Annotated in this window: 24 protein-coding genes and 4 pseudogenes; 15 read left to right on the top strand and 13 right to left on the bottom strand. The window is 68.3% G+C overall.

Going from position 1 to position 25,972, the window contains the following annotated elements:
- Nucleotides 1-83 precede the first annotated feature (83 nt).
- On the top strand, nucleotides 84-1,970 hold the full coding sequence (locus FRANCCI3_RS09490; protein WP_011436325.1) for a glycoside hydrolase family 15 protein: 1,887 nt from the start codon (nucleotides 84-86) through the stop codon (nucleotides 1,968-1,970).
- Nucleotides 1,971-2,086: 116 nt separating this feature from the next.
- On the top strand, nucleotides 2,087-3,370 hold the full coding sequence (locus tag FRANCCI3_RS09485; protein ID WP_011436324.1) for an L-2-hydroxyglutarate oxidase: 1,284 nt from the start codon (nucleotides 2,087-2,089) through the stop codon (nucleotides 3,368-3,370).
- Nucleotides 3,371-3,834: 464 nt separating this feature from the next.
- On the opposite strand, the gene FRANCCI3_RS09480 is transcribed toward FRANCCI3_RS09485, so the two are convergent.
- The gene (locus tag FRANCCI3_RS09480; RefSeq protein ID WP_011436323.1) at nucleotides 3,835-4,416 is read right to left on the bottom strand and encodes an NADPH-dependent FMN reductase; all 582 of its coding nucleotides are present in this window, start codon (nucleotides 4,414-4,416) and stop codon (nucleotides 3,835-3,837) included.
- Between the two features lie 282 nt (nucleotides 4,417-4,698).
- On the opposite strand from FRANCCI3_RS09480, the gene FRANCCI3_RS28530 reads away from it, so the two are divergent.
- Complete coding sequence (locus tag FRANCCI3_RS28530; RefSeq protein WP_023840384.1) at nucleotides 4,699-4,824, top strand: hypothetical protein; 126 nt, start codon at nucleotides 4,699-4,701, stop codon at nucleotides 4,822-4,824.
- On the opposite strand, the gene FRANCCI3_RS09475 is transcribed toward FRANCCI3_RS28530, so the two are convergent.
- The gene (locus tag FRANCCI3_RS09475; protein ID WP_011436322.1) at nucleotides 4,817-5,680 is read right to left on the bottom strand and encodes an LLM class F420-dependent oxidoreductase; all 864 of its coding nucleotides are present in this window, start codon (nucleotides 5,678-5,680) and stop codon (nucleotides 4,817-4,819) included. The genes FRANCCI3_RS28530 and FRANCCI3_RS09475 overlap by 8 nt on opposite strands.
- Nucleotides 5,681-5,744: 64 nt before the next feature.
- Here FRANCCI3_RS09475 and FRANCCI3_RS09470 point away from each other — a divergent pair, with 64 nt between their 5' ends.
- Nucleotides 5,745-6,086 (top strand): MerR family transcriptional regulator, encoded by a 342-nt coding sequence (locus tag FRANCCI3_RS09470; RefSeq protein ID WP_011436321.1) that lies wholly within the window; start codon nucleotides 5,745-5,747, stop codon nucleotides 6,084-6,086.
- 382 nt (nucleotides 6,087-6,468) lie between these two features.
- Here FRANCCI3_RS09470 and FRANCCI3_RS09465 read toward each other — a convergent pair whose 3' ends face one another.
- Together FRANCCI3_RS09465 and FRANCCI3_RS09460 are read right to left on the bottom strand one after the other, a co-directional pair.
- On the bottom strand, nucleotides 6,469-6,840 hold the full coding sequence (locus tag FRANCCI3_RS09465) for a HepT-like ribonuclease domain-containing protein (RefSeq protein WP_011436320.1): 372 nt from the start codon (nucleotides 6,838-6,840) through the stop codon (nucleotides 6,469-6,471).
- Entirely contained in the window at nucleotides 6,830-7,120 is a 291-nt protein-coding gene (locus tag FRANCCI3_RS09460; RefSeq protein WP_035912985.1) for a nucleotidyltransferase family protein, read from the bottom strand. The genes FRANCCI3_RS09465 and FRANCCI3_RS09460 overlap by 11 nt, the downstream gene beginning before the upstream one ends.
- A gap of 277 nt (nucleotides 7,121-7,397) precedes the next feature.
- Between FRANCCI3_RS09460 and FRANCCI3_RS09455 the strand changes: the two genes are divergently transcribed.
- Nucleotides 7,398-7,934, top strand: a complete 537-nt coding sequence (locus FRANCCI3_RS09455) for a helix-turn-helix domain-containing protein (RefSeq protein WP_011436318.1) — start codon at nucleotides 7,398-7,400, stop codon at nucleotides 7,932-7,934.
- Between the two features lie 409 nt (nucleotides 7,935-8,343).
- Here FRANCCI3_RS09455 and FRANCCI3_RS09450 read toward each other — a convergent pair whose 3' ends face one another.
- The 3 genes from FRANCCI3_RS09450 to FRANCCI3_RS09440 form a co-directional block, all read right to left on the bottom strand.
- Nucleotides 8,344-8,622 carry a ribbon-helix-helix domain-containing protein gene (locus FRANCCI3_RS09450; RefSeq protein ID WP_011436317.1) on the bottom strand — a complete coding sequence of 93 codons (279 nt, stop codon included), beginning with the start codon at nucleotides 8,620-8,622 and terminating at the stop codon, nucleotides 8,344-8,346.
- A 16-nt stretch (nucleotides 8,623-8,638) separates the two neighbouring features.
- Complete coding sequence (locus FRANCCI3_RS09445) at nucleotides 8,639-8,881, bottom strand: hypothetical protein (protein WP_011436316.1); 243 nt, start codon at nucleotides 8,879-8,881, stop codon at nucleotides 8,639-8,641.
- A 341-nt stretch (nucleotides 8,882-9,222) separates the two neighbouring features.
- Nucleotides 9,223-9,603 carry a GNAT family N-acetyltransferase gene (locus FRANCCI3_RS09440; RefSeq protein ID WP_235463245.1) on the bottom strand — a complete coding sequence of 127 codons (381 nt, stop codon included), beginning with the start codon at nucleotides 9,601-9,603 and terminating at the stop codon, nucleotides 9,223-9,225.
- Between the two features lie 589 nt (nucleotides 9,604-10,192).
- Between FRANCCI3_RS09440 and FRANCCI3_RS24380 the strand changes: the two are divergent.
- The 5 genes and pseudogenes from FRANCCI3_RS24380 to FRANCCI3_RS09415 form a co-directional block, all read left to right on the top strand.
- Nucleotides 10,193-10,848: pseudogene (locus FRANCCI3_RS24380) on the top strand (transposase).
- Between the two features lie 414 nt (nucleotides 10,849-11,262).
- Nucleotides 11,263-12,165, top strand: a pseudogene (locus FRANCCI3_RS09425) (transposase); the annotation flags it as partial.
- 92 nt (nucleotides 12,166-12,257) lie between these two features.
- On the top strand, nucleotides 12,258-13,340 hold the full coding sequence (locus FRANCCI3_RS28995; RefSeq protein WP_011436311.1) for a transposase: 1,083 nt from the start codon (nucleotides 12,258-12,260) through the stop codon (nucleotides 13,338-13,340).
- Nucleotides 13,246-13,992 (top strand): transposase, encoded by a 747-nt coding sequence (locus FRANCCI3_RS28990; RefSeq protein WP_175637659.1) that lies wholly within the window; start codon nucleotides 13,246-13,248, stop codon nucleotides 13,990-13,992. The genes FRANCCI3_RS28995 and FRANCCI3_RS28990 overlap by 95 nt, the downstream gene beginning before the upstream one ends.
- Nucleotides 13,962-14,666: pseudogene (locus FRANCCI3_RS09415) on the top strand (transposase); the annotation flags it as partial. The gene FRANCCI3_RS28990 and the pseudogene FRANCCI3_RS09415, both read left to right, overlap by 31 nt.
- Nucleotides 14,667-14,886: 220 nt before the next feature.
- On the opposite strand, the gene FRANCCI3_RS09410 reads toward FRANCCI3_RS09415, so the two are convergent.
- Entirely contained in the window at nucleotides 14,887-16,017 is a 1,131-nt protein-coding gene (locus FRANCCI3_RS09410; RefSeq protein WP_011436308.1) for an IS630 family transposase, read from the bottom strand.
- A gap of 205 nt (nucleotides 16,018-16,222) precedes the next feature.
- Between FRANCCI3_RS09410 and FRANCCI3_RS09405 the strand changes: the two genes are divergently transcribed.
- From FRANCCI3_RS09405 to FRANCCI3_RS27920, 3 genes and pseudogenes are all read left to right on the top strand, one after another.
- Nucleotides 16,223-16,549, top strand: coding sequence for a hypothetical protein (locus tag FRANCCI3_RS09405; protein ID WP_041257858.1), 327 nt, complete (start codon nucleotides 16,223-16,225; stop codon nucleotides 16,547-16,549).
- A 130-nt stretch (nucleotides 16,550-16,679) separates the two neighbouring features.
- A complete protein-coding gene (locus FRANCCI3_RS09400; RefSeq protein ID WP_023842211.1) occupies nucleotides 16,680-18,146 on the top strand; it encodes a tyrosine-type recombinase/integrase in 1,467 nt (488 codons plus the stop codon).
- Between the two features lie 102 nt (nucleotides 18,147-18,248).
- Nucleotides 18,249-18,452: pseudogene (locus FRANCCI3_RS27920) on the top strand (hypothetical protein); the annotation flags it as partial.
- Between the two features lie 374 nt (nucleotides 18,453-18,826).
- Here FRANCCI3_RS27920 and FRANCCI3_RS09395 read toward each other — a convergent pair.
- On the bottom strand, nucleotides 18,827-19,372 hold the full coding sequence (locus tag FRANCCI3_RS09395) for a transposase (protein WP_347272539.1): 546 nt from the start codon (nucleotides 19,370-19,372) through the stop codon (nucleotides 18,827-18,829).
- Nucleotides 19,369-19,908 carry a winged helix-turn-helix domain-containing protein gene (locus FRANCCI3_RS09390; protein WP_011436304.1) on the bottom strand — a complete coding sequence of 180 codons (540 nt, stop codon included), beginning with the start codon at nucleotides 19,906-19,908 and terminating at the stop codon, nucleotides 19,369-19,371. Before FRANCCI3_RS09390 ends, FRANCCI3_RS09395 begins: the two co-directional genes overlap by 4 nt.
- 194 nt (nucleotides 19,909-20,102) lie before the next feature.
- On the opposite strand from FRANCCI3_RS09390, the gene trpS reads away from it, so the two are divergent.
- Nucleotides 20,103-21,215 (top strand): tryptophan--tRNA ligase, encoded by a 1,113-nt coding sequence (gene trpS, locus FRANCCI3_RS09385; RefSeq protein ID WP_011436303.1) that lies wholly within the window; start codon nucleotides 20,103-20,105, stop codon nucleotides 21,213-21,215.
- 137 nt (nucleotides 21,216-21,352) lie between these two features.
- On the opposite strand, the gene FRANCCI3_RS09380 is transcribed toward trpS, so the two are convergent.
- Nucleotides 21,353-22,096, bottom strand: a complete 744-nt coding sequence (locus FRANCCI3_RS09380; RefSeq protein WP_011436302.1) for a DUF5825 family protein — start codon at nucleotides 22,094-22,096, stop codon at nucleotides 21,353-21,355.
- On the bottom strand, nucleotides 22,093-22,716 hold the full coding sequence (locus FRANCCI3_RS26070; RefSeq protein WP_148214907.1) for a hypothetical protein: 624 nt from the start codon (nucleotides 22,714-22,716) through the stop codon (nucleotides 22,093-22,095). The genes FRANCCI3_RS09380 and FRANCCI3_RS26070 overlap by 4 nt, the downstream gene beginning before the upstream one ends.
- On the opposite strand from FRANCCI3_RS26070, the gene FRANCCI3_RS09370 reads away from it, so the two are divergent.
- Complete coding sequence (locus tag FRANCCI3_RS09370) at nucleotides 22,697-24,337, top strand: IS66 family transposase (RefSeq protein WP_011436300.1); 1,641 nt, start codon at nucleotides 22,697-22,699, stop codon at nucleotides 24,335-24,337. The genes FRANCCI3_RS26070 and FRANCCI3_RS09370 overlap by 20 nt on opposite strands.
- Before the next feature lie 70 nt (nucleotides 24,338-24,407).
- On the opposite strand, the gene FRANCCI3_RS09365 is transcribed toward FRANCCI3_RS09370, so the two are convergent.
- Complete coding sequence (locus FRANCCI3_RS09365) at nucleotides 24,408-25,847, bottom strand: RiPP maturation radical SAM C-methyltransferase (protein WP_236701553.1); 1,440 nt, start codon at nucleotides 25,845-25,847, stop codon at nucleotides 24,408-24,410.
- Nucleotides 25,848-25,972 lie beyond the last annotated feature (125 nt).

Genomic DNA, 25,972 nt, shown 5'->3' with positions numbered 1-25,972 from the left:
GACCTCGATGATCATCAATTATTCGACGATCATCGATCCAGCGATGATCACAACCAGTGGACCATGGGAGCGAGGAACAGGTCGTGCCATCCCTGATCGAGGACTACGCGCTGATCGGCGACACCCACTCCGCGGCGCTCGTGTCGCGCACCGGGTCGATCGACTGGCTGTGCCTGCCCCGATTCGACTCGCCGTCGTGCTTCGCCGCCCTGCTCGGCGACTCCGAGGCGGGCCACTGGAAGATCGCTCCCGTCGAGCCGGTCCTGGGCGTCAGCCGGCGCTACCGGGGCGACACGCTGGTCCTGGAGACGGACATGACGACCGCGTCCGGCACCGTGCGCATCGTCGACGCGATGTTTCCCCGCGCAGGCACGCACACCGTGCTCCGCCTGGTCGAATGCCTCGAAGGCGCGGTCCACCTGCGATCGGAGACCCGGTTTCGCTTCGACTACGGCTCCATCGTGCCGTGGGTCCGCCGGGTGGACGAGCACACCATGTCGGCGGTGGCCGGGCCGGATGCGGTCACCCTGCGGACGACCGCCCCGATGGAGGGGCACGACATGGCCACCTACGCCGACTTCCACGTCGCCGCCGGCCAGTCGGTACCGTTCTCATTGACCTGGACCCCCTCCCATCAGACTCCCCCGCCGTCCCACGACGTCCGGCGCATGATCACCCTCACCGAGGCGTGGTGGTCGGACTGGATGGCGGGCTGCACCTACGACGGCCAGTGGCAGCCGGCCGTCCGCCGGTCGCTGATCACCCTCAAGGCGCTCACCTACGCCCCGACCGGAGGGATCGTCGCCGCCGTCACGACCTCGTTGCCGGAGCACATCGGCGGCGTGCGCAACTGGGACTACCGGTACTGCTGGCTTCGGGACGCGACGATCACGCTGCTCGCCCTGCTCGACGCCGGGTTCACCAGCGAGGCGACCGCATGGCGGGAGTGGCTGCTGCGCGCGGTCGCCGGTGACCCCTCCCGGGTACAGATCATGTACGGCGTTGCCGGGGAACGCCGGCTGCCCGAATACGAGATCCCGTGGCTACCGGGGTACGAGAACTCCGCCCCGGTGCGGGTCGGCAACGCCGCCGTCGACCAGTTCCAGCTCGACGTCTACGGCGAGGTCCTCGACGCCCTGCATGTCGCGCGGGTCGCGGTCGCCAACCGTCGCCAGACCGTGCCTGGGCTGGCGCTCCCCGGCGGGCAGACCATCACCGAGAGCCATGCGGACGACTCCTGGCCGCTGCAGACCAAGCTGATGGACTTCCTCGAGACCGGCTGGCGGAAGACCGACGAGGGCATCTGGGAGGTGCGCGGCCCCCGCCGCCACTTCGTCCACTCGAAGGTGATGGCCTGGGTCGCGGCCGACCGGGCGGTACGCGGGATCGTTGAGTCCCGGCTACCGGGCCCTGTCGACCGCTGGTCGGCGCTGCGGGACGAGATCCACGCGGAGGTCTGTACCCGTGGGTTCGACTCCGAACGCAACACCTTCACCCAGTTCTACGGCTCCAAGGAACTCGACGCGGCGCTGCTGTACATGCCGCTGGTGGGGTTCCTGCCCGCCACCGACCCCCGCGCCGTGGGAACAGTCGCCGCCATCGAGCGGGAGCTGATGGAGGACGGGTTCGTCCTGCGGTATCCGACGGCCGAGGACGGCGCGGTCGACGGACTGCCCGCGGGCGAGGGCGCCTTCCTGGCCTGCACCTTCTGGTTGGCCGACAACTACGCCCTGTCCGGGCGGGTCCACGAGGCTCAGGAACTGTTCGAACGCCTGCTGTCGTTGCGTAACGACGTCGGGCTCCTCGCGGAGGAGTACGACCCCAGGCTGGGCCGGATGACGGGCAACTTCCCGCAGGCGTTCAGCCACGTCCCCCTGGTCAACACCGCGCGGACGCTCACCGACGCGCTGCGCGGCACACCGCGCTCGCGCACCGACCGGGCCCACCCGCCCGGCCACTTCTTCGGCTGAGCCCGCGGGACACCCGACTGACTACCGGCTCGTAACATACCGTGCACGCCGATACTGGATTCGTACGATCGGCGTGATCGGGATTCACGTTTTCGACGGACGGACAGGGGACGGGCGTGGTAGGTCGCATCGCGGTGATCGGCGGTGGAATTCTCGGGCTGGCGGTCGCCCGTCGGCTCGGGCAGGTCGAACCGGGATCGGCCGTGACGGTGTTCGAGAAGGAACAGGACATCGCCCGGCATCAGACCGGCCGCAACAGCGGCGTCGTCCACGCCGGTCTCTACTACGTCCCAGGTTCGCTCAAAGCGATCCTGTGCCGCCGTGGGGTCGGGCTGCTGCGGGAGTTCTGCGCCACGCACCGTATCCGGTACGACGAGTGCGGCAAGATCGTGGTCGCCGTCGACAACAGCGAGCTCGAACGGTTGGCCGAGATCGAGAAGCGGGCGACGGCGAACGGCGTACCGCGGACCCGGATGCTCGACGCCGACGAGCTGCGGTCCGTCGAACCCCACGCCCGCGGGGTCGCCGCCCTGCACTCACCCACCACCGCCATCGTCGACTATCCCGGGGTCGCGCGGGCCCTGCGTACCGAGATCGTCGCCGCTGGCGGGGCCGTGCGCACCGGAGCCGAAGTGATCGGGGTGGAGGATCGTCCAGCCGGCGTCCACCTTCGCCTCACGGTCGCCGGAACCGCGCGCGCGCGGCCCAACGGCAATCACGAGATGGCGTCCCGCAACGGTGGCCGGGTCGCCGTCGTCTCCGAAAGCGTCGGGCCGTTCGACCTGCTGATCTCCTGTGCCGGGCTGCAGTCGGATCTGGTGGCGACACTGACCGGCGAGGACGCCTCCCCGCAGATCGTTCCCTTCCGGGGCGACTACTGGCTGCTGCGCCCCGAGCGGCGTGGCCTCGTCCATGGGCTGATCTATCCGGTTCCGGATCCGCGATATCCCTTCCTCGGTATCCATCTCACCAAGCGCATCGACGGGGAGATCCTGGTCGGGCCGAACGCGGTGCTGGCCACTGCCCGAGAGGGGTACACGGTCGGCACCGTCCAGGGCGCTGACCTGCGACGGACGCTCGCCTGGCCGGGGTTCCACAAGATGGCGAAGACCCACTGGAAGACCGGCGCCAAGGAGATGCTGCGCACGGCGAGCAAGCGGGCCTTCGTCGCCGAGGCCCGGCGCTATGTCCCCGAGCTGCGGGCCACCGACGTGGTTCGTGGCCCCGCGGGAGTCCGGGCCCAGGCCGTCGCCCGCGACGGTAGCCTCGTCGACGACTTCGTCCTGTCCCACAACGGGCGGGTCGTGCATGTCCGTAACGCGCCATCTCCCGGCGCGACGGCGTCGTTGGCGATCGCTGAGCACATCGTCAGCAAAATCGTTCCTGAACGGGCCAGCTGACCGGCCTGAGAAACCGACAAGCCCGAGATTGACAATCCCGCGGCAACCCGTGCATCAAACCCGACGCGGCCGCCCACCAGGCCACGGCAGACGCTGGGATGGGCGAAGCCGGTCGAGGTTTTCAACGATTTACTGGCGAAGCACGCGTCGCCGTGACCGCTTGATTCCACACAGGTATTGGCGGCTCTCCGCAGTTCAAACCAGTCGTGGAAGTCGGACAGCTCCCGGGACACGGTCCTCCCCTGTCCTCGAGCGATCAACCCGGACCGGGTCCAGATTCCCTCTCGCTCCTTGAGGCCGATGTGACCTCTGGTCGAGGATGGCGCAATGGCGTGGTGGGACCGGCCGCCCGGAGCGGAGGCTCCCCCGCCCCGGGCGGCGCGTCCGAAGGGACCGGACACCGGTATACCGCCGTCGGGATGCGTCGACGGCGGTATACCGGCAGACCCGCGCAGGGCCGCCGTTCACACCGTGTAGGGACGCTTCTCCCTGGCCTCCGCGAGCGCGACCGCCCACCACTCGAGTTGCCTGATCAGGGTCTGGGCAGCGGTGTTGCAGCCTTCGGGATCCTTGGGCGTGCCATCGGCGTGGAACCGGTCCCAGGCACCGTGGAAGCTGACCGTATCGCGGATGGTGACCGCGTGCAGCTCGGCGAAAACCTGGCGCAGGTGCTCCACCGCGCGCAGGCCGCCCGCCTGGCCGCCGTAGGAAACGAAACCCACCGGCTTCGCCTGCCACTCGGTGTAATGCCAGTCGATGACATTCTTGAGAACGGCCGGGTAACTGTGGTTGTACTCGGGGGTGATCACGACGAAGGCGTCGGCCGCGGCAAGCTGCCGGGTGACGTCCGCTAGCTCCGCGACTTCTGGACCGCTGGAGGTACCCAGCCTCTCCGGCAGCCTGACGTCATCGAGATCGACGACGCTCGTGACGATCGAATCGTGGGCGGATACCTGCTTGATGAACCACTGGGCGACCACCGGGGCGAAACGTCCTACCCTGTTGCTTCCAATAACTACCGCGAGGTTGGTGGGCTGATCGAGCATGAAAGTCCCCTATTCCGCGGATCGGCGAGATCCGCTCTCGCCAGCAGGCGCCCGGAACTCTAAAACCTCAACCATGATTGAAGTCAAGGCCCCCGGACAGTGGGGCGAGCTGCTGTACGGGCGATACACGGGAAAGATGAGCGACTCGGCCCGGGGCCGCTGCGACAGCATCCCGAACGCCACTTCTCGGCTCCGTTGACCTCAACCATGGTGGAGGTTGCAGGCTCTGTGAGGTCACCGCCCGTCACCAGATGCAGCAGGGCGCTTCGAGGGAGAGTAAGGATGCCAGCACTGGCCGCGCCCACCCAGGGGCCGGAACTCAGCCGGACGGCAACCCGGGTGGTCCTCGTCGGGCTCCTGGCCGGTGTGTTCATGTCCGCTCTGGACAGCACGACCATGGTCAGGTAGTTGGCTGCTTGACGCTGCCTCCGGCCCTGGCCAGCGGTCCCAGCTGGTCCAGCGCGCGCAGCGTCGCGTCGGCGTCGGTGATGGTGAGCAGCCCGAACAGGGCGCGACGGACACCACGAGCGCGCAGCCTCTCGAGCGTGGCCTCGTCGGGATCCATGAGCGGAACGGTCACCGGTGGCGTCGCCACCCCGGCCCGGTCCGCCTCCTCGGCCAGCTCGTCCAGGCCTTGGATCAGCTGGTCGACCGGAAGGGGTGGAGTGAGCCAGCCGTCGCGCCCGGCGATGATCCGGCGGAAGGTCGTCGGGCCCCATCCCCCGATCCAGACCGGCGGATACGGTCGCTGCACAGGCTTGGGCCACTGGAAGACCGGATCGAAATCGACGAAGCGACCGTGGAACTCCGCCTCCTCGGTGGTCCAAAGCGCCTTCACCGCGGCCAGCCGCTCCCGCATCAGCGCCATTCGAGTCGCCGGGTCGGTGCCGTGGTTGCGCATCTCCTCACGCAGCCAGCCGGCGCCGACGCCGAGTTCGAAACGGCCCTCGCTGACCAGGTCCAGGCTGGCCGCTTCCTTCGCCAACAGGAGCGGGTCCCGCTGGACCACGAGCGCGACCGCGGTGCCCACGCGCAACCGGGTGGTCGCGGTCGCCGCGGCCGTCAGACTGACGAAAGGATCAAGATTTCGGTAGTAGTCGCGGGGAATCTCGCCAAGCTCGGGGTGCGGTGTCTCCCGTCGGGCGGGGATGTGGGTGTGCTCGGTGACGAACAGTGATTCGAAGCCGCGCTCCTCGATCACCCGGGCGAGCTGAGCAGGCCTGATCTGTTCGTCAGTGACCGCGGTGAAGATCCCGATATCCATGCGTCGCACCGTAGAGTCTGCCATCAGTGTCAGGGTCAAGAGCGAGGGCTGGAGGCTGGTCCTGATGTTGATCGGCGAGCTGTCGACACAAACCGGCGCCAGCGTGCGGTCCTTGCGCCATTACGAGAAGAACGGACTGCTCGTGGCGGAGCGCGGCGCCAACGGCTACCGCCATTTCCCGGAGTCCGCGGTGGAGACGGTGGCCCGGATCCAGGTGCTGCTCGGCGCCGGACTGTCGGTGGCGACGATCCGCCAGGTGCTGCCCTGCACCATCGACGCGACGCCGCGGATCGTGCCGTGTGCCCAGCTGTCGGCGACACTGCGCCGCGAGCTGGACCGGCTGGAGCTACAGGCCGCGTACCTCGATCGCGCACGTTTCCTGATCTCGACGATGCTCGCGGCCTGAGCGCCACAGGAAGTAGCCGGGCCTCCGGGGCGCAGAACCCGTCAGCCGCCGATACTAGTGGACCTAACGCACCACGATAAGAACCGGTCAATCTTGGTTGCTGGCCCTGAAATCACCGTCCGGCCGGTCGCCACACGTGCCCCGAACAGGGACGATGCTCGGTGACCACGCCGACCGGAACATCGCCTACCGGGTAGAACACGTGTTCCGAACACCTGGCGGTTCCGGGCACTTCCGGGCTTCCTGGTGACCGTGCGCGTTGGGCACCGTGGTCGCGTCCACCCTCCTCTTCCGCCTCTGAATGTGCCCGTGCTCGGGTCGCGGTCGCGCCGAGGAGGGGTGATGGTCAGAACGTCCGCACCCGGGGGCGATGTACCCGCGGTCAGTGCGGCTGATCGAGCTGACTGGCGACGAGCGGGAACTCTGCCTTCAGGAGCGTTGCCAGTTGCTCCTGAAGCTCGCGCAGCGCGGTCGTGGCGATGCGCCACACGATTGACCAGTCGACCTCGAAGTACGCGTGAACAGCGATGTTGCGGAAGCCCGTGACGGACCGCCACGGCACATCCGGCCAGCGGTCGCGGATCTCGGGCGAGACTCGACCGGCTGCCTCGCCGATCACCAGGAGCTTCTGCAGAACGGCGCTCTGGATCAGGTCGCTCGCCAGGAAGGCGGCCTCGTCGACGTCCTGGACGAACGTCGTCGCGGCAGCCGCCGCTTCGATCATGTCGACGAGGTAGAGCTCGTCACGCCGCATAGAGGACCCGAGCCTCCGCGAGTACCCGGTCGCGGATGACCCACTTCAGCCGGGACTTGGGTACCAGGTCGACGTGCCGACCGACGATCTTTTCGAGCTCGTCCCGAAGATCGACGATCTCGAAGCCAAGCTTCGAGTCGGGCGCCAGCACATACAGCAGGTCGACGTCCGAGGAGTCGGTGTCGTCGCCACGAGCCACCGAGCCGAAGACGGAGAGCTCGGCGACCCCGTAGCGTCGGCACACCTCGGCGATCCGGCTGTCACGAAGGTCGACGGTCACCTCGCCATTATCGCCTCCAGGCAGCCACGACCGCACGGCTCGGACACCGCCTCCAACGAGGTGACCTGACCCCGTCCGAGGAACAAGAAGGCCGGGGCGACCAGCGGTGCGCCCAAGAGATCACCTTCCGGACGGGTCACGCGGCACACGTCCGGGGCTACGAATTCTTGTTCGGGGAGGTAGCGCGTTAGCCAACTGGCGGCATCTCATGCCAGGGTGACCATTCGGACCAGGCTTCCCAGTTGGGACGGTCATCGTCGGCGAGCCAGTTCCATGCGTGGGGCTTTGCGACCGGCCCCGCTCGGGGCGGCCGCGGCGGATCAGCGAGCTGGAGCGCGCCGAGCTGACCCGTCGCGGCCTGACCGGGGACATCTCGGCCTCCAGCGTGCGACGGATCCTCGCGGAGCATCCGGTCAAGCCCTGGCGCTACCAAAGCTGGATCTTCCCGCGGGACCCGGAGTTCACCGCGAAGGCCACCGTCGTCCTCGACCTTTACCAGGGCCAGCCGCTCGGCCCGAACGACCGGGTGATCTCCGTGGACGCCAAGCCGTCCATCCAGGCCCGCGCCCGGATCCACCCGACCGCTCCACCCGCCCCGGGGCGGGTCATCCGGGTCGAGCACGAGTACGAACGCCACGGCGCGCTCGCCCTGCTCGCCCTGCTCGCCGCGCTCGACGTCCACACCGGACAGATCACCGCCACTACCCCGCCGACGAGCGGCATCGCCCCGTTCATGGCCCTGCTCGGCCAGATCATGGCCCAGGACCGGTACAAGAAGGCGGACCGAGTGTTCGTCATCGTCGACAACCACTAAGTTCTGCGCGAACCGCTGGTCCGATCTCTTCGACCTGCCTGTTCTGCCTTCCACCCACAAGCCGGATCGATCGATCAAACCTATTTGCCCAGGTCAGATGCCAACTACACGGCGTAGTGGACCATGTGTACCAGCATCCGAACCGTTTGATCTTGGTTGCTGGCCCTGAATTTACTGTCCGACCGGTCGCTACCCGGGCTCTCACCAGGAAGGATGCCCAGTGACCGCACCGGTCACTATGTCATCTAGCGAATCGAACACATGTCCCGAACTCCTAGTGGTGTCGGACGCTTCGGCCCGTCTCGCGACCGTGATCGTGGGTGTCGTGGTTGGGTCGACGGTTTGTGGTCGGGTTCGGGAGATGTGATGCGCCGTGAGGTCGCACTGAGCGCGATATGACCCGGTCTGGTCAGGCGACGTCGAGCCAGGCGCGGAGAGCCTGGCGGATGACATCGCTGGCGTTGGTGTGCTCGGCTTGGGCGCGGGCGCTGAGCGCGGCGCGCAGTTCGGGGTCGAGGCGGACGGGGACCACCTCGCCCGGGGCGGAGCCGAGGGGCCGGCGTCCGCCGCGGCGGTGGAGGTGGGCGACGTCGTAGCCGGTCTCGGCCTCGGCGGCCAGGTCCTCGACCAGCTCGTCGGTCACGGGTACGCCGCCTGCCGTCCGGCGGGCGGTCTCCTTGTTCGTCATCGTGCGCTCTCCTTGGTCACGGCAGGAGATCCCGGTATTGGGAACGCATCCGCATGGCATGAATGATCAGTTCCGTGCCGTCGTCGAGGAGCAGGACGACGATCTCCAGCAGGTTGCCCGCCCCGCCCGGGCCGAGCCGCAGTTCACGCCAGGGTGGCCCGTCGTCGTCCAGCGAGTAGGCGACGACGTACCGCTCGGCGGCGTGGAGGATGTCCGCGTCGGCGACGCCATGCTTACGGGCCGACCGATGGATCTCCACCCATCAATCGTAATACGAAACGGGCTGGCACTCGCAGAGCCCGAAGGGTGGTTTCGGGTGGGGCCTGCCCGTCGATGCACTGTGGCGCCGGACCGCAGTGGCGACCCAGGGCTCAGCAAGGCCGCTCGCCGCCGCCCAGGGGCGACCGAGCCGCCTCAGCCCAGTTCAGGGCACGTGTACCACAGCAGACGGACTCATAACGGAGATGGCCACACCGGACGAGGACGCCTCCAGCAAGCCGGCGGTACCGAGCGAATGCCGAAACAGCATGTTCCTCCAGATATCCGCGGAGCGGCACGCTACGCCGCGTCCGGAGCGACGGGTCGGTTGGAGCACGTCGATCACGTTGCGCGCTCTCCAGAGGCCTGCGCTGCTGGAAGGCTCTTGACGAGAAAACTCGTCTGCTCGGCTTCCTCGCGTTCCACGCCATCCTGATCGACCCAGGTCCAGCGATCGACATAGCGTTGCACCCGCACGACGTAGCCGAGTCGCCGGTAGAGGCGGGCGGCCTCGGGGTTGTCGGCAGCCACACCAAGACCGACCGTCCGGCTGCCATGCGCTGCGACCAGCATCTCGGCGTGACGAAGAAGGTCTCGGCCTATCCCGTGCCGGCGCTGCTCCGGCGGCCACACCCCGAGCGCGTTCAACTCCGGACAGCCGCCTGTCTCCCGCCGCACTTCGTCGACGTCGCAACCCGTCCAGATGATCAGCAGATGTCCCACGGGCCGCCCAGCCAGCCAGGCGACGAGGTATGTCCCCTCTGGCGACGCTCTGCCGTTCGAACCGTCGGCGGTGAAAGCTCCTCCGGCCTGCCGCCGGGATGCACCGGTCAAGGAGATCAAGATCCGTCTGTTCGCAGACGCGGATCTCCACCGACGACACCCGATCAGGATAGAACCCTCCATCCGCCGCTTGGCTCGCCCTGCTGGGCCCCGCACCATGGGCAGGTCACCGTCGGCGCGGACACAGGCACCATGAACCGCGCGCCGAACGGGCTGCCAGGACCCACCCGAGCGCCAGCGCCGCCGTCACCCAGTGAAAGGCCACGGCCACCCCGGATGTCCTCCGACGTCGCCGCCGCTCAGCACTCGGCAGACAGGCGGTTCGCATGGTCGCAATATGGTCGGTCGTCCAGCCGGGACTCGAACCAGCTGGCGACGCCCTGACCAGCACCATCGCATGGCGCTGGAACTCAGATGATAGATCGAGAACCACATTCGCCCAGGTCAAGGTCATGATCAGAAAAGAGGTGGACCTGGTGCACCACAATAAGAGCGTGCCTTGCGTGGCTGCCCGGGGTACATATCGATCATGGATGTGTTGGAGAGCAGCCTTGCCGGGCGGCTGGTCCCGGACGAGTTGTGGGAGCTGGTGGAACCGCTGCTGCCCCGGTTCGAGGCCCGCCGGCAGGGCGGTGGGACTGCCCCGATCGAGGATCGGGCGGTGTTTACCGCGGTGGTCTACGTGCTGACCTCGGGGTGTGCTTGGCGGCATCTGCCGTCCGAGTTCGGGGTGTCGGTACCCACGGCGCACCGTCGGTTCCAGGCGTGGACCCGGGCGGGTGTCTGGCCTCGACCGCACCGCAAGATCTTGGACCTGCACGGTGTGGCCGGACGGGTCGACTGGTCATCGGCGATCGTGGACGCGGCCAGCCTGCGAGCGAAAAAGGGGGAAGCCTGACCGGTCCGAACCCGGTCGACCGCGGCAAACCGGGCTCGAAGATCCATCAGCCGGAACGACGGCGTTTCCTGCGTCGGCGCGGTATCGCGGTGCGGATCGCCCGCCGTGGTGTGGACAGTACCGAACGCCTCGGCCGGCACCGGTGGAAAGTCGAGAGAACCCTGGCCTGGCTCGGTGGCTACCGCCGCCTGAGCCCGCGTTACGAACGTAACGGCTACAACTTCCTCGGGTTCCTCTGCCTGGCTGCCGCGATCACCTGCTGGAAGAAGCTCCCACGCTCGACGTAAGACACGCTCTAAGAACCGTTTGATCTTGGTTGCTGGCCCTGAAATCGCCGTTCGGCCGGTCGCTACCCGGGCCCTGACCAGGGGTGATGCCCAGTGACCGCGCCGAGGTCTACATCATCTAGCGAATCGAACAGGCGTTCCGCATACCTGGCGGTTCCGGGCGCCTCGGCCCGCATCGTGACCGTGATCGTCGGTGTGGTGGTCGCGTTGACGTTCCTCTTCGGGTTCGGGAACAGCCTCGCGCTCGGGGTGCGGATGGGGGTCCCGATCTGGGTGGCGCCGTAGTCGCACCAGCGGTGGACCTGTCCGTGGTCGCGCTGCTAGAGCGCCGGTCAGGTAGCCGTATGTGAGCTGTGGTAGGCGGCACCGGTCGGCGGGTGTCATGTGCCCGTCTTGATCGGAAGGTGCTGGCTGATGCGTCCTGGGATATGGGCTCCGCCGGTGGAGCCCTCGACCGCGGAACAGACTGTGATCAGGCTGGTGCGGCGGGCGAAGCTGTTCGTGTTCCTGCGCCGGTATCGCCACGAGCTGTTCGACGAGGCGTTCCAGACCGAGCTGGCCGAGGTCTACCGCGACAGTCCGAAAGGGCAGCCGGCGCAGTTGGCGTTGGCGCTGATCCTGCAGGCCTATACCGGTGTCTCCGACGACGAGGTGATCGAGGCGACGGTGATGGACCGGCGTTGGCAGCTGGTTCTGGACTGTCTGGACACCGACCGGTCTCCCTTCTCCAAGGGCACCCTGGTGGGCTTCCGCGCCCGGCTGATCGGCGCCGGGTGGGACCGGCGGCTGGTCGAATGCACCGTCGAGATCGCCACGGTGACGAAGGGCTTCGGGCCGCGGGCGTTACGCGCAGCGTTGGACTCCAGCCCGCTGTGGGGTGCCGGCCGGGTGGAGGACACCCCGAACATGATGGGACACGCCCTGCGCAAGGCCCTGGGTGTGATCGCGGCTCAGCAGGGGTGGGGGCGGGCCGAGGGAACCAGGGTCCTGGCCGGCCAGGCCGGGGCACCGGTGCTGGCCGGGTCCAGCCTCAAAGCCGCGTTGGACGCCGACTGGGACGATCCCGACGAGCGGGACCGTGCCCTGGCGGTGGTGCTGGCCGCCCTGGAGGCGGTGGAGACCTTCGTGGCCGCCCAGCCCGCCCCGGAGGCGGCCGAAGCCGCTGTCGCGGTGGCCCGTCAGGTCCGCGACCAGGACGTCGAGGTCACCACGGCCGGGACAGCGCGGCTGCGCCGCGGGGTCGCCAAAAACCGGCGGATCAGCGTGGAAGACCCGGACATGGCCCACGGCCGTAAGTCCCGCTCCGTCCTGGTCGACGACTCTGCTGCTTAATTCGGCTGGGTGTCGTTGGTGCGGCATGATCTCCTCTGCGGTCCTGGTCGTGTCGTGGGCTGCGGGAGGTGGAGTGCATGTCGTTGCAGCCGAAGGGGCTGCCCGAGATCCCGGCGCAGACCGTGGCGGTCGCCCGGGCGGCGTTCCCGCGTGGGACGTTGGCGATGCGGCTGCGGGACCGGCTGGCCGAGGTGTTGGTCGATGAGCCGTTCACCGGGGCGTTCGGGCGCCGGGGGGCGCCGGGTCTGCCGCCGGCGGTGTTGTCGCTGGTCACGGTGCTGCAGTTCACCGAGAACCTGACCGACCGGCAGGCTGCGGCGATGGCGGTCCGCGCGATCGACTGGAAGTACGCGCTCGGCGCGGAGCTGACCGATACCGGGTTCGACCCGACGGTGCTGTCCCGGTTCCGCGCCCGGCTGGCCGACCACGGCCTGGAACGGGTGGTCTTCGACCGGCTCCTGCAGGCCTGCGTCGACCAGGGCCTGATCGGCGGCGGTCGCAGGGCGCGCACCGACTCCACCCATGTGATCAGCGCGGTCCGGGACCTAAACCGGACCGAGCTCGCCGGGGAAAGTGTGCGGGCGGTGTTGGAGGCCCTCGCGGTCGCGGCCCCCGGCTGGCTGGCCGACACCGTGGGCATCGACGAGTTGGCGCATCGCTACGGCGAGCGGGTCAACGGGTGGACGATGCCGTCGTCGAAGACGGCCCGGGACCGTCTTGCCGTGGTGTTCGGGCAGGACGCGCTCGCCCTGTGCCGGGCGGTCGCCGCTTCCACCGCGCCGGGCTGGCTGGGCGAGATCCCCGCGGTGGCGTTCCTGCGCGAGATGCTGGTGCAGACCTACTACCTGTCCACCGATCCTGTCCACCGATCCCCGGGGACGGGAGGTGATCGCAAAGCGGGACGCCGACAGACAGGGTGTCCCGCCTGGACATCGTCGCTTGGCCTCCCCCTACGACCGCGATGCGCGGTGGGCGGCCAAGGGCGACGACCTGTTCTGGTGCGGCTACAAGGTCCACCTCACCGAAACCTGCGACCCTCCCCCCGGAGCCGGAGCCGGAGCCGACGTGTTGCCGTTACGGCTGATCACGAACGTTCTCACCACCCAGGCGAGCGTCCCGGACGTGAAGGCCACCGAGATCGTCCAGGCCAGCCTCGCTGAGCGTGGCCTCACCCCGGGCGAGCACTACCTCGACGCCGGCTACTCCAGCGCCGACCTCATCCACGACGCCGCCACCCGGGGCATCACCATGGTCACCCCAGCCCTCCTCGACCACTCACCCCAGGCCAAGGCCAACGCCGGGTTCGACAAGGCCGCGTTCCGGATCGACTGGAAAGCCCGCCAGGTCCGCTGCCCGCAGGGCCACACCAGCACCGCCTGGTACCCCGTCCGCCAGCACGAACGCGACGCCATCGTCGTCGCGTTCGCCCGCACCGACTGCCACCCCTGCCCCACCCAGAAAGCGTGCACCACCTCCACCCGCCGCACCCGTTACCTCAGCCTGCGCCCCCGAGAACTCCACGAAACCCTGGCCACCGCCCGCGCCGAGCAGGCCACCGACACCTGGAAGACCAGGTACGCCCTGCGCGCTGGGATCGAGGGCACGATCAACCAGGCCCTCGACGTCACCGGCCTGCGCAACGCCCGCTACCGCGGCCTGCCCAAGACCCGCCTCCAACACGCCTTCTCCGCCACCGCGGTCAACGTCCTCCGCCTCGACGCCCACTGGAACCCCGACCAGCCACCCTTCACACCCCGCGCCAGCAGGCTCACCCGCCTCAGCCAGCAGCGCACAACCCCAACCGCGAATTAAGCAGCAGAGTCGTCGACGGGTACAAACGCCACGTGGTCACCGACCTGGACACCGGGCTGGTGCCCGCGGTCGGGCTCACCCCCGCCAACGTGCCCGAAGCCACCGTCACCAACACAATCAGCGACGACCTGGCCGCCCAGAATCTCCGCCTGACCGAGCTCCACATCGACCGGGCCTACCTGTCTTCCACCCTGGTGCGTGACCGCGACCCCAACCTGGAGATCTTCTGCAAGGCGTGGCGGGTACGTAATGCCACCGGCCGGTATGCCAAGACCGCCTTCACCCTGGACTTCGACCGCGGCCTGCTCACCTGCCCCCACCAGGTCACGATGCCCTTCGCCCCAGGCCGCACCGTGCGTTTCCCCGCGAAGGTCTGCGCGGCCTGCCCCCTGCGAGAACGATGCACCACCAGCGCGACGGGGCGCAGCGTGACCATCCACCCCGACGAAGCCCTGCTCACCGAGCTCCGCGAACGCCAGCACACCCCCGCCGGCCGCGCCCGCCTCCGCGAACGCACCAAAGTCGAACACACCCTCGCCCACATCGGCCACTGGCAAGGCCGCCGCGCCCGCTACCACGGACAGCGCAAGAACCTGTTCGACCTCCGCCGCACCGCCGTCGTCCACAACCTCCACGTCATCGCCCGCCAAAAACACGATCAGCAAGCAGCCTGATGACTACTTGACCGGCGCTCTAGGCACCAGGCACCTCGCGGTCCATGGCGGGCCCGAGGTGGTGCTGCGCGCGGCGCGGCGCCTGCTCCTGTTCGCCAGCCTCGTCATACTGTCCTTGAACATCGCCGAACCGTTGATCGCCGGCCACTGCGGACGCGCCGCGTTCGACGCGGTCGGTTCTCTCCGCTTAGTGGTTGAGGCTGGAAGTCCTTTGGGGGTGTTAGGCGGCCTGCGCGAGGGCTCTGGCACTTGGTTCGGACTCCACCCGACTCCCGTGATCATTGGTGTCGGGTGGTGGGACGGGCAACCGAGCGACGGAGCCCGCGACGGCTGGTGCTGTGTCGTCGTCGAGGCGGGCGAGGTGGCGTTCGAGGTCGGCCGCGGTGTACTTCCACTTGAACGGTGTGGCGGTGACGTTGTAGCGGTCGACGAACGCTGTCAGGGTGTCGGCGAGCACGTCGAGGCTGGCGAAGTCGCAGGGTGACACGACCTTCCGTTGGACGAGCGAGAAGAAGATCTCCACTTGGTTCAGCCATGAGGCGTGTGTCGGGGTGTGGATCAGGATGCGGTTCGGGTGGGCGGCCCTGAGTCGGTTGATCGAGGCCTGGCCTCGGTGGTCGGAGCCGTTGTCGACGATCACGAACACGCGCTTCGCCGTCCGGTAGCGGTCCTGGGCCATGACCTGGCCCATCAGTTCCATGAACGGCGCGATGCCCGTCGTCGGCGGGGTCAGCACGGCGGCGATCCTCCCGGTCTGGACGTCGAGCGCGGGCAACAGCGCGAGCGCGCCGTGACGTTCGTACTCGTGCTCGACCCGGATGATCCTGCCCGGGGCGGGCGGGGTGGTCGGGTGGATCCGGGCTCTCGCCTGGATCGACGGCTTCGCGTCGATCGAGACGATTCGATCCTCGGGGCCGAGGGGTTCCTCCTGGTAGAAGCCCTCGTAGAGATCGAGGATCACTTTCGCCTTCGCGGCGAAGCCCGGGCCGCGCGCGAAGATCCAGGACTGGTAGCGCCACGGTTTGATCGGGTGCTCGGCGAGGATCCGCCGCACCGACGACGCCGAGATCGCGTCGACCAGGCCGCGGGAGAGCAGTTCGGCGGCGAGTTCCGGACACGACCAGCGGGCCAGCGGCACCTGGGTCTCGGCAGGTAACTGGCAGGCCAGCGCGACGACCTCGGCCCGTTCCGCCTCGCTGATCCGCCGTGGCCGACCCGACCGGGGCAGGTCGACCAGTCCCGCCTCGCGTCGCCGCGCGAACCGGCCCCGCCACGTGCGGACCGTGTCCTCGGTCACGCACAGTCGCCGGGCTATCCGCGCGTTGGAGTAGCCGCGGGCCGCGTCCAGCACGATCGTTGACCGCTACCAGTCCCGGTACGGCGTCCTGCGCCCGTTCACGCGGGCCTTGAGCCGTCTGCGTTCGCTCGCGGTCAGGTCTATGGGTACGGCAACGCGGGGTGACGGCATCACGCACTCCGGGAGCAGGCGGGGTGGGCGTCCAAGGCGACGGCGGGATGATCGTAGCGATCTGCCGGCTGCCGGCAGACTGGTGGGCATGACGGCGATCCCCGAGTCCACGACGTCCTCGATCCGGCTGCGCCTGCTCGATCATGCGGAGCAGCGCTGGCCGCAACTCGCCCGCACCGAGGTCACCTACCGTGGCGCGTTCGCCTACGTCGCCGGCGTCCTGCCCGACGGCGAGGAGATCCCCCTGTGCCGGCTGCGCTACGGCGGGTCAGCCCACTCGTTCGGCTTCGCGATCTACTCCGCCGCCCACAACCGCTACCAGGAAACCGCCCTGCTCACCGGCTACCTCGCCGGTAGCCCCCAGGACGCCCTCGACACCGCCTGCACCATCCACCTCCCCGCCGAACCCAGCTGATCACTGCACCCCCAAAGGACTTCCAGGCTCAACCACTTAGTTGCTGTGTAGCGATTCGCTGCTGACCTGGGGTGACACGGCGTTTTTGGTCGTGGTTCGGCGCCGTGTCGTGGTTCTACCGTCGACTCCCATGTTGCTGATCTTCTTCTCGTCACGGGGGTGGGAGTCGTGGGATGTCGAGGCAGCGCCGCTGATCCCCGAGCGCATGCCGGTGCTGGTCGACGACGATCTGCGGTTCGAGGACGGGCCGGGGTGCGTGCGGCCGGCGGCGGTGGTGAACCGGTGGCTTCGTGAGCTTCCGGCGTGCGGTGTGCCGGCGCCGCGGTCGTGGGCGGCGTATGCGCGGGCGGTGAAGGACTGGGTGGAGTTCCTGGCCGGGCACGGCATCGACGTGCTCGGCCCGCGCGAGCAGCTCAAACTGGCACTTGGGAAATATGCCGAGGACCGGTCGGCGGGGCCGGTGGAGCGGCGGCTGGCGGCGAGCACGTGGAGCCAGCACATAAGCATCGTGAGCATGTTCTACCGGTGGGCGATGGCCGAAGGCTATGCGTCGGCCGAGCCGTTCACCTACCGGACCGCGAAGGCCATGGTCGGCGGCATGGTGCGTGACGTCCGGGTGAACCTGGCGATGCGCCGAACTCCGAAACCGCACGTCACGATCAAATATCTGGAAGCCGACTTTGCGACGTTGCTGCTGAACGCGCTGGCCGGGCTGGACCGGGACGGTCAGGCGGATGCTGGCTATGCGGGGCGGGAGCTTGCCCGTAACCGGGCGGTGGTCGGGTTGGCGTTGGCGACGGGCCTGCGGTTGCAGGAGTTCTCGTCGCTGCTGGTCTATGAGATCCCGACGCCGCCGTCCCGGCCGGGGGCGCTGCCGGTGCCGTCCGGGGTGGCCAAGGGCCGTAAGTTCCGTACCAGTTGGATCAGCGTCGAGGCGCTGAGGGTTGTGCATGATTATGTGACGCTGGACCGGGCCGCCGCGGTGGAAGGAGCATCATGGTGTCCGCCGGCCCGGTGGGGTCCTGCGCTGCGGGTGAGCGAGCCGGACATGCGTGGCGGGCGGATTAACGGGGTGCGCCGGGACTGGGATGCGCTGACGCCGGGCGAGCGGCGGCGGCTGGTCGCTCCGGATGGTGGTTCGTGCCTGTTGGCGGTCCGCTCGGACGGCGGACCGTTCACCGCCTGGGCGACCGTTTTGGAACGCGCGTCGGATCGTATCCGGGCACGTGTCGAGCTGCGGTTCCCGCATGTTCATCCGCATCGGCTGCGGCATTCTTTCGCGATGGCCACGTTGGAACGGCTGGTGGATGGGCATTACCGGCGGGCCGCCGAACTGGTGGCGGCCGGTGGAGACGGCGGGCCGGACGCCGCGTTGGCGTTGTATCTGAGCAAAGCCGATCCGCTGCTGGTGCTGCGGGATTTGATGGGTCACTCATCGGTCACCACGACGGAGGCTTACCTTCGCCGGTTGGACACCACCCGGATTTTCGGGGAGGCGTATGCGCGAGCCGGCGCGGCGGCCGGCCTGGCCGATGATCCGGCGGCGGACACCGAGGTCGCGGCGGAGTTCACCGACGAACCTGGCGAGGACGACTGATGCCGGCCACGGTGACCGACGACGGGCTGGGGATCGTGTGCGTGTTCAGCGACGGCAGCCGAGCCAATGCCCGGCAGGACTACCGTCGGGGGCCCGCTGTCGCGTGAGGCGCGCAGGCAGGACCTGTTGCACCGCGCCCGCGCCGAGGACGTGCTGCACTGACAGCAGCACCAACGCCCCATCTCCGCGGAAACGCTGCGCAAGCGGCTCGCCGTTGGCACCGGGACAGCCCGCGGCCTGGTCGCCCAGTTGCGCGCTGACATCCACGGTGCGCTCGATGGTCGCAGCAACCGGCCGACGTCGTAGACCAGGGCGGCGAACCGAGGGACGCAGGTTGGCCGGTCGCTGATCCTCCTGCTCGGCCGACAGATCACACGGTGGTCGCCGGTGCGGTGGTGGTCGGGCTGTCATCCTCACGGGTGAACAGCGTCATGGCGGACGTCGGTCGGTGCGGTCAGCTCGCGGGGGGATTGCGGATGGCGGGTCTTCTGGAGAGCGTCGAGCCGGATGGCACGGGCGGGCATGTCGAACATGGTGCCGGCGGACGCCATGACCGGCCACCGGGTCGGCCGGCCGTCTTCACTCGGAACCGAACCGCCCAGACGGCTGCTGTTAATATGGGGGCGTGGACCGTTCGTGCCTCATCTGGTGGCGCTCTTCCTGAGCTTTAATGCGTGGAGTCATGTTGACCATAGCTCTTCCCAGACCAGACCGGTTTCGGCGAGGAACCCCAACAGCAACGGGGGCCGGTACTGCATTCGTTTCAGCCCGTGCTTGACCGCCTGGCAGACCTCGTCGAGGGCGCGGGCAGCCAGGTTCACCACAGCGGTGCGCTTGAGCTGTGACCACACCCCCTCGGCCGGGTTCAGCTCAGGGGCGTAGGCCGGTAGCAGCACCGCGCTCACCCAGCCCGCGTGCTCCCGCAGGAACGTGGTCATCTCCGTCTGCCGGTGGATGTTCACCCGGTCCCAGACCAGCACCAGCCGGCCCCCGGGAAGCTGCGCATGCGCGGCGGCCAGCAGATCCCGGCAGTCCTCCCAGCCGATCCCCCTGCGCCCGCCACCACCCCGCCAGGTCCGGGCCCGGTAGAGCAGCCGCGGACGCCAGCCGGGCCGGTAGCAGACCATCCCGACCACACTCACCCGGCCGTTCCCACCCCGCCCCGGTACCCGCACCACCGGGGTCCGACCCCGCCGGCCCCAGGTCCGTGCCCGTGGCGGCCTCAGCCCCTGTCCTGTCTCGTCGAGGAAACAGATCCAGGCGTCCTGGGCCGCCGCGGTCTTTTTACCGCCGGCCACTCCTCCTGCGCCCAGGCGTCGACCGCGGCGTCGTCGCGTTCGACCGCGCGGCGGGCGGGGAGCTGGCACGACCAGCCCTGCCGGTCCAGCAGCAGCCACACCCCGGCCAGGGTGTAGTCCACCCCGAACTCTGCTGCGATCACCTGGCGGACCCGGGCCAGGGTCCACCGCTGATCCTCCCAGCCGTACGGCCCCGGTCCCCGGCGCAGGACCGCCTCCAACCGGGCCAGGTCCCGGTCATCCAACCGGCACCGCGACCCCGGCCCGGCCGAGCGCAGCCCGGACTCGCCCTCGGCCTCCCAGGCGTGGTGCCAGCGGCTCGCGGTCTTCGGGGTCACCCGGAACTCCCGGGCGACCTCGGCCTGGCTCGCCCCCGCGGCGAACCGGCCGGCCGCAGCCCTCCGGACCCGCTCACGTTCCACCTGCTCGGCGGGCGTCAACCCGCCACCCGTCGCATATCTCATATAGCCGGTCTACCCGATTCACACCCGCCCGTAGACAAACACAGAAAACCAGCTTGACCTCGAAGATTAAAGCTCAGTAGTAGGAGCGGCCGCCTTCCCAGCTGTGATCGCGCCGTTCGGATGGACGGCCCTTCGCGTCTCGGGGATCGGGCTCGTGCCATCGCGACGGCGGGACCGACCTTCCAGGAGATCCCGTGAACACTGATTCCGCGTCCATAGGCCTAGATACCACAGACTCGGACCCCGCTACCTCGGCGCTCAGAACCTCCGCCGCCCAGGCGCGCAGCGCGGAATTGGAAGAACTGATTCTCAGCAACCCCGAGCGGTTTCGGGTACTGACGGGTGACCGTCCTACCGGGCGCCTACATCTCGGGCACTACTTCGGCACGTTGCACAATCGGGTTCGCCTTCAGGATCTCGGGACGGAGATCTTCCTGATTATTGCTGACTACCAGGTTCTGACCGATCGCGACGTAGCGGACAACCTGACCGCCCACGTGGAGGAACTGGTCCTGGACTACCTGGCCATCGGCATAGACCCGGCACGCAGCACGATCTTCACACACAGTGCCGTCCCCGCCCTCAACCAGCTGATGCTGCCCTTTCTAAGCCTTGTCTCCGTTGCCGAGCTGAACCGCAATCCCACCGTCAAGGAGGAGATCGCGCATTCCCGGCAGTCGGCCGTCAGTGGCCTGATGTACACCTACCCCGTCCACCAGGCCGCCGACATTCTCTTCTGCAAGGGAAACCTGGTCCCAGTGGGCCAGGACCAGCTTCCCCACCTCGAACTCGCCCGCACGATCGCCCGCCGCTTCAACGACCGCTACGGCGACGGCACCAGACTGTTTCCAGAGCCCGAGGCGCTCCTGTCGAGCGCGCCCCTTCTCCTCGGCACGGATGGCTCCAAGATGAGCAAGAGCCGGCGTAACGCTGTGGCCCTGGCTGCGACCGCCGACGAGACCGCCCGGCTGCTCAAGGGAGCGAAGACCGACTCCGAGCGCCACATCACCTACGATCCCGCGAACCGTCCCGAGGTGTCCTCCCTCCTCCTGCTCGCTTCGCTCTGCCAGAACCGGCACCCTCATCAGGTCGCCGACGACATCGGCTCCGCCGGGGCCGCCGCACTTAAGAAGATCGTGATCGAAGCGGTCAACGACTACCTGGCACCGATCCGGGCTCGCCGAGCCGACTACGCCGAGGACCGCTCCCATCTGCGCCGTGTGCTCCGCGAGGGCAACGAACGAGCGGGAGCCGTCGCCGACGCAACCCTCGCCGAGGTGCGTACCGCCATGAACAGCCACTACTGACGGTCTGGGGTCACCGGCCGGCCGGGTCGGCGCCGAGTCGCCCGAGACTGCCGAGCCACACCTGGCACCGGGCGGCTTCGGTGGCGACCCGGCTGTGGTGGCCGCCCGGCTTCCAGGAAGAGGGCCGCGGGAGTCGGTCAGAGCTGCCGGTCAACCGTCAGAACGGACTTCTTCGTGCCGGCCGCGGCCAGAGTCCCGCCCAGCAGAAGCGTCCCCACCGGCCAACGACGCATATGCACCGGTAGAGTGACGCAATAGTCGCCGACGCGCAGGATCAAGCCCTTGCCCACCAGGTCCCGCGCGGCCGCGGCATACTGCGGAGTCCGGGTCACGTCGGCCCACGCGCATCCCGACATTCCCTGCCGGAGCACGTCGATGAGGACGGCGTCGTCGACGATGAACCGATTCGTGGCCTCGCTCCTCTGGTCGACTACGGAGACGAAGTCCGGCCCCTTCCGGAAATAGAACAGACCAAAACTGCCCGCCGATCGCCAATGGCCGAGGGGGAGTTCTCCCTCGCCCAGGACGGTCACCTTCCCCGGAGGCGGTAGGTGATCGAGTATCCGAACCATCCCCATCTGGTCCGGGCTCAGGCTCAATGACCACGACAACCGCACTCCGATCGAGGAGCATTCGCGAACCAGCGCGATGCTTCGCGCGGTCACGTCAGCCGGGAGTCCTGACAGGTCGACGGCCTCAGCCAGCCGCACACCGGCGACGGGCACACGCCGCAGAAGCGATCCCAGTTCGTCAGGAGCAGGGAGCCCGGTCCAGTCCGCACCGAGGACCAGCACCGCGGCGCCCGGTCGCCCGCCCGCCGGGCGGCGCCCGTGGCGGTCGGCCAGCGCCCTGAGTCCGTCGATATCCAGCAGGGCGCTCATCGGGATGCCGCGACCTCTCTGCCGTCGACAAGCTTCCGGCGGTACGGGTCGACCTCGAGCGCCAAGCTCACGTAGCGCCCTTCGTCCTCGAAGGCGAGACCGCGGTCGACGAAGTAACGAAGGATCTTCCGGGCTTCCTCGTCGGTCACGACTTGGCCGCCGTCGGCGAGCCGTCGGCGCACGCCCTCCCACCCGGCTCCCTGGAAGAGATCGAGGTATACATTGCTTTGCAGCTCGTCCAACTCGATGACCTCTTCAGGCCAGCTTGCCCGCTGGTCCTCGATGACCACCCGGCCCTGGTCGTCGATCCAATACAGAAGCGTGCTCCTTGGATAGGCCTCGGCCCAGTTTCTGACTGCCTGCTTCAGGTCGTCCTCCAGCGGCCCCGCGATCCCTCGCGTACTGCCGTCGAAAAGGTAGACGAGATGTAAGTATTCGGCGATGGCGTGGAGGGGCTGGTTCCGCCGTGTGGCGGTGTCGTGGCTGTGGCGGGAGTCGGGCGGAGTGTCCGCGGGATGCTGGTGGGGGGTTGTGGGCTCTTCGTGATACGTCGGGTGTAGTTCCTGATACCGAGGACGCTGGTGATGTGTCCTGGGTGGTGTGTCTGTTCTGTCTGTCACCGATGATGTCACCGAGGTGGCGTACTGGCGTGGGCGTGCCGAGCGGGCCGAGGAGTGTGCGGAGAAAGCCGAGGCCCGTGTCGGGCAGCTGCAGCTGCGGGTCGAGGAGTTGAGCGAGCAGGTCGCGGTGCTGTCCCGGATGCTGTTCGGTCGTTCCTCGGAGAAGACCGGCCCGTCGTCGGCTGTGGATGAGAAACCAGAAGATCGGCAGGATTCGGGCGGTGGGGATGCCGGCCGGCCGGCGCGTCAACGCGGGCAGCGGCCGGGGAGCCGGGGGCATGGCCGGCGGGACTACTCGCATCTGCAGACCCGCGAGGAGATCCATGATGTGCCCGAGGTCGACCGTGCCTGCCCCGGGTGTGGGGTGGCGTTCACGCCGTTGGGGACCGACGACAGCGAACAGGTCGACTGGCAGGTCGTGATCACCCGGATCGTGCATCGGCGGCGGCGGTATCGGCGGTGCTGCACATGTCCGGGGCCGCGGACAGTGACCGCGCCGGTGCCACCCAAACCGATTCCCAAGGGCCGGTTCACCGCAGGGTTCCTCGCCCGCCTTCTCTACGAGAAGTACGTCCTGGGCCTGCCGTTGCACCGGATCGCTCGGGCGCTGGCCGCCGACGGGCTCGGTGTTGCCGAGGGCACTCTGTGTGGGGCGTTGAAGGACGTGCATGGACTGCTCGGCGGGCTCGATGAGCAGATCGTGGCGCGTAACGCCGCCGCCGGTCATGTCCACGCGGACGAGACGACGTGGCGGGTGTTCGAGCGGGTCGAGGGCAAGGACGGGACCCGCTGGTGGCTGTGGGTGTTCGTCGCCGCCGACACGGTGGTGTTCCGGATGGACCCGACCCGCTCGGCTGCCCCGGTCGAGAAGCACTTCGGGATCGACCGGGCCGCCGGGGCGCTGTCCGACGGACGTCGCCTCGTCGTCTCGTCGGACTTCTACACCGTCTACCAGTCCCTGGGCCGCGTCGACGGAGTCGACCCGCTCTGGTGCTGGGCACACATCCGCCGGTACTTCATCCGGGCCGGGGACGCCCACCCCCAACTGCGGTACTGGGCCGACCAGTGGGTCGCCCGGATCGGGATGCTCTACCTCGCTCACCGCGCCCTCGCCGCCGAGCAGCCCACAACCGGCGGCTACCGCGAGGCCGCCGGCGCGTTCGAGGCCGCGCTGAGGGCGATCGACACGGCGCGGCGCGCGGAGGCGGCGATCCACAGCCTGCACCCGGCGGCGAAGAAGGTCCTGGCGACCCTGGACCGGGAATGGGACGGGCTGGCCCGCCACCAGGACTTCCCCGACCTGGATCTTGACAACAATGCTGCCGAGAGAGCGCTACGGACCCCGGTCGTCGGGCGGAAGAACTACTACGGCGCACACGCTGAGTGGGCCGCGCACCTCGCCGCCCGGGTCTGGACCATCGTCGCCACCGCGGAGCGTAACGGCCGTGAACCCCTCGCGTTCCTGACCGGCTACCTGAACGCCTGCGCCACAGCCGGCGGGAAAGCACCCGCCGGCCCCGCCCTCGAACCCTTCCTCACCTGGCAGACCACCACCCAGACCGGCAGCCCTCCCAGCACCGACCCACCCCAGGACGGCCCACCCGACGGGCCCGAGCCCTAACCCCACCCACAAGCCGAAAACCACCCGACCGGCAACACCGGCCGGGCCTTCGGCCCGCCCACCCACGCCATCACCGAACTCTTACGACGAGATCATACAACTCGCCTTTTGGAACATTATAGATAAGTTCATAGAAGCGCGCCGGCGTGCGGAACATGAATCCAATGGAAGGATCATCGAAATAGGGACTGAACCTCTCCAGTGCAATGCGCCACGCGCCGGTTGGCGGCTGGAGGTGTTCCAGTGATGCCATTTTCCTCAGCAGGCTCTGATAATCTTCGTCGGTCTCCCCAGGGAATCCGTACAGGATGTTCCAGGTGACGCTCAGGCCGAGATCCATGCCATCTCGCAGCATACGCACGTTGTGCGCCGAACTCACGCCCTTTTCCATCAGCCGAAGCACGTGGCTGCTCAGGCTCTCGATGCCCGGCTGGACGAAGAGCACGTTCGCGTCCCTCAGGCGGCCCAGCTGCTCGCGGGTCATGTTCGACTTGATCTCGTAGTGAATCCTCAGATCACAGTCGAGGGCCGCCAGCTCCGGCATCACCTTATCGATGTAGCCCATGTCGAGAATGTTGTCGACCATCACCACGTCGAGAACGCGGTGCCTCGACGCCAGGTCCCGGACCTCGTGCGCGATGCGTTCGGGAGCCTTGCTCCGAAAGTTAATGTTCGATCCGTTCAGGCCGCAGAAGGTGCACTGGTGAACTTCGCCCCACCAACAGCCACGGGATGTCTCGAGAACCGCCATCGGCCGGATGCCGGGGCCGAGCGACGAATTCTCGAGCGCCTGGAAGTAGCCGTCGTAGTCGGGGGCTGGCACCACGCCGAAGGGCACGGACGACTCGGCGGGTGGGTTCGTGACCGTCATCCCGTCGGACCGCCAGCTGAGGCCGGGTATGTCGGCGACACTCGCACCTGCGGCGACACACCTCAGCAGCGCGGGCAGCGACCGTTCGCCTTCACCACTGATCACGAAGTCGAGCTGATCGAAGTTCCGGTGCAGGGCCGGCCCCTGCGGCCCGTCGCAGTTGCTGCCGCCGATCACCGTGAGGACGCCCGGCGCGACTCTCTTGATCTCCCTCGCGAGCGCGAGTGACGGAACGTTCTGCATGAAAGTGCTGGTGAATCCGACGATGTCCGGTGGATCGGCGGCGATCTCGGCCGCCAGCTGCCGGATGAACGTCCGGGAGTGTCGCTGCATCTCGACGGGAACCTCCGCGTCGACACCCTGCGCGTCGAGAAGCTGCGCGTACTCGTCGACACGGTAGCTCGCGACGTCATACAGCGCGGGAGCGAAGACCCAGTCGCCGACGCCCTGAAAGACCTGGACCGCCACCTTGCCGTAGTCCGCCACGCCGATGGCTCCGCCGCTAGCGCACATCAGGTGCTCAGCCCACCGGAAGTTTCCGTACAACTCGTCCACGGACCAGCCGGGCGCCTGTTCGCGGACGGAAGGCCCGAGTACTCCCAGCGCACTGGACGGTGTGTCAAGTCCCTGCCATGGCATGGCGATAAGGAGAAGCCTCATTAGATTCCCACCTCGAATTTCGGTCGCTAGAAAGACACGGCGCGCTCGTGCGCCGAGACGCCCACGCCCGCGGCGCCGGCAGGATCCGTTGCCGGCCGAGCCGG

Origin of the sequence: Frankia casuarinae (assembly GCF_000013345.1) — a bacterium.
GTDB classification, from domain to species: Bacteria; Actinomycetota; Actinomycetes; order Frankiales; family Frankiaceae; genus Frankia; species Frankia casuarinae.
This window is presented reverse-complemented; position numbering and strand designations above follow the sequence as displayed.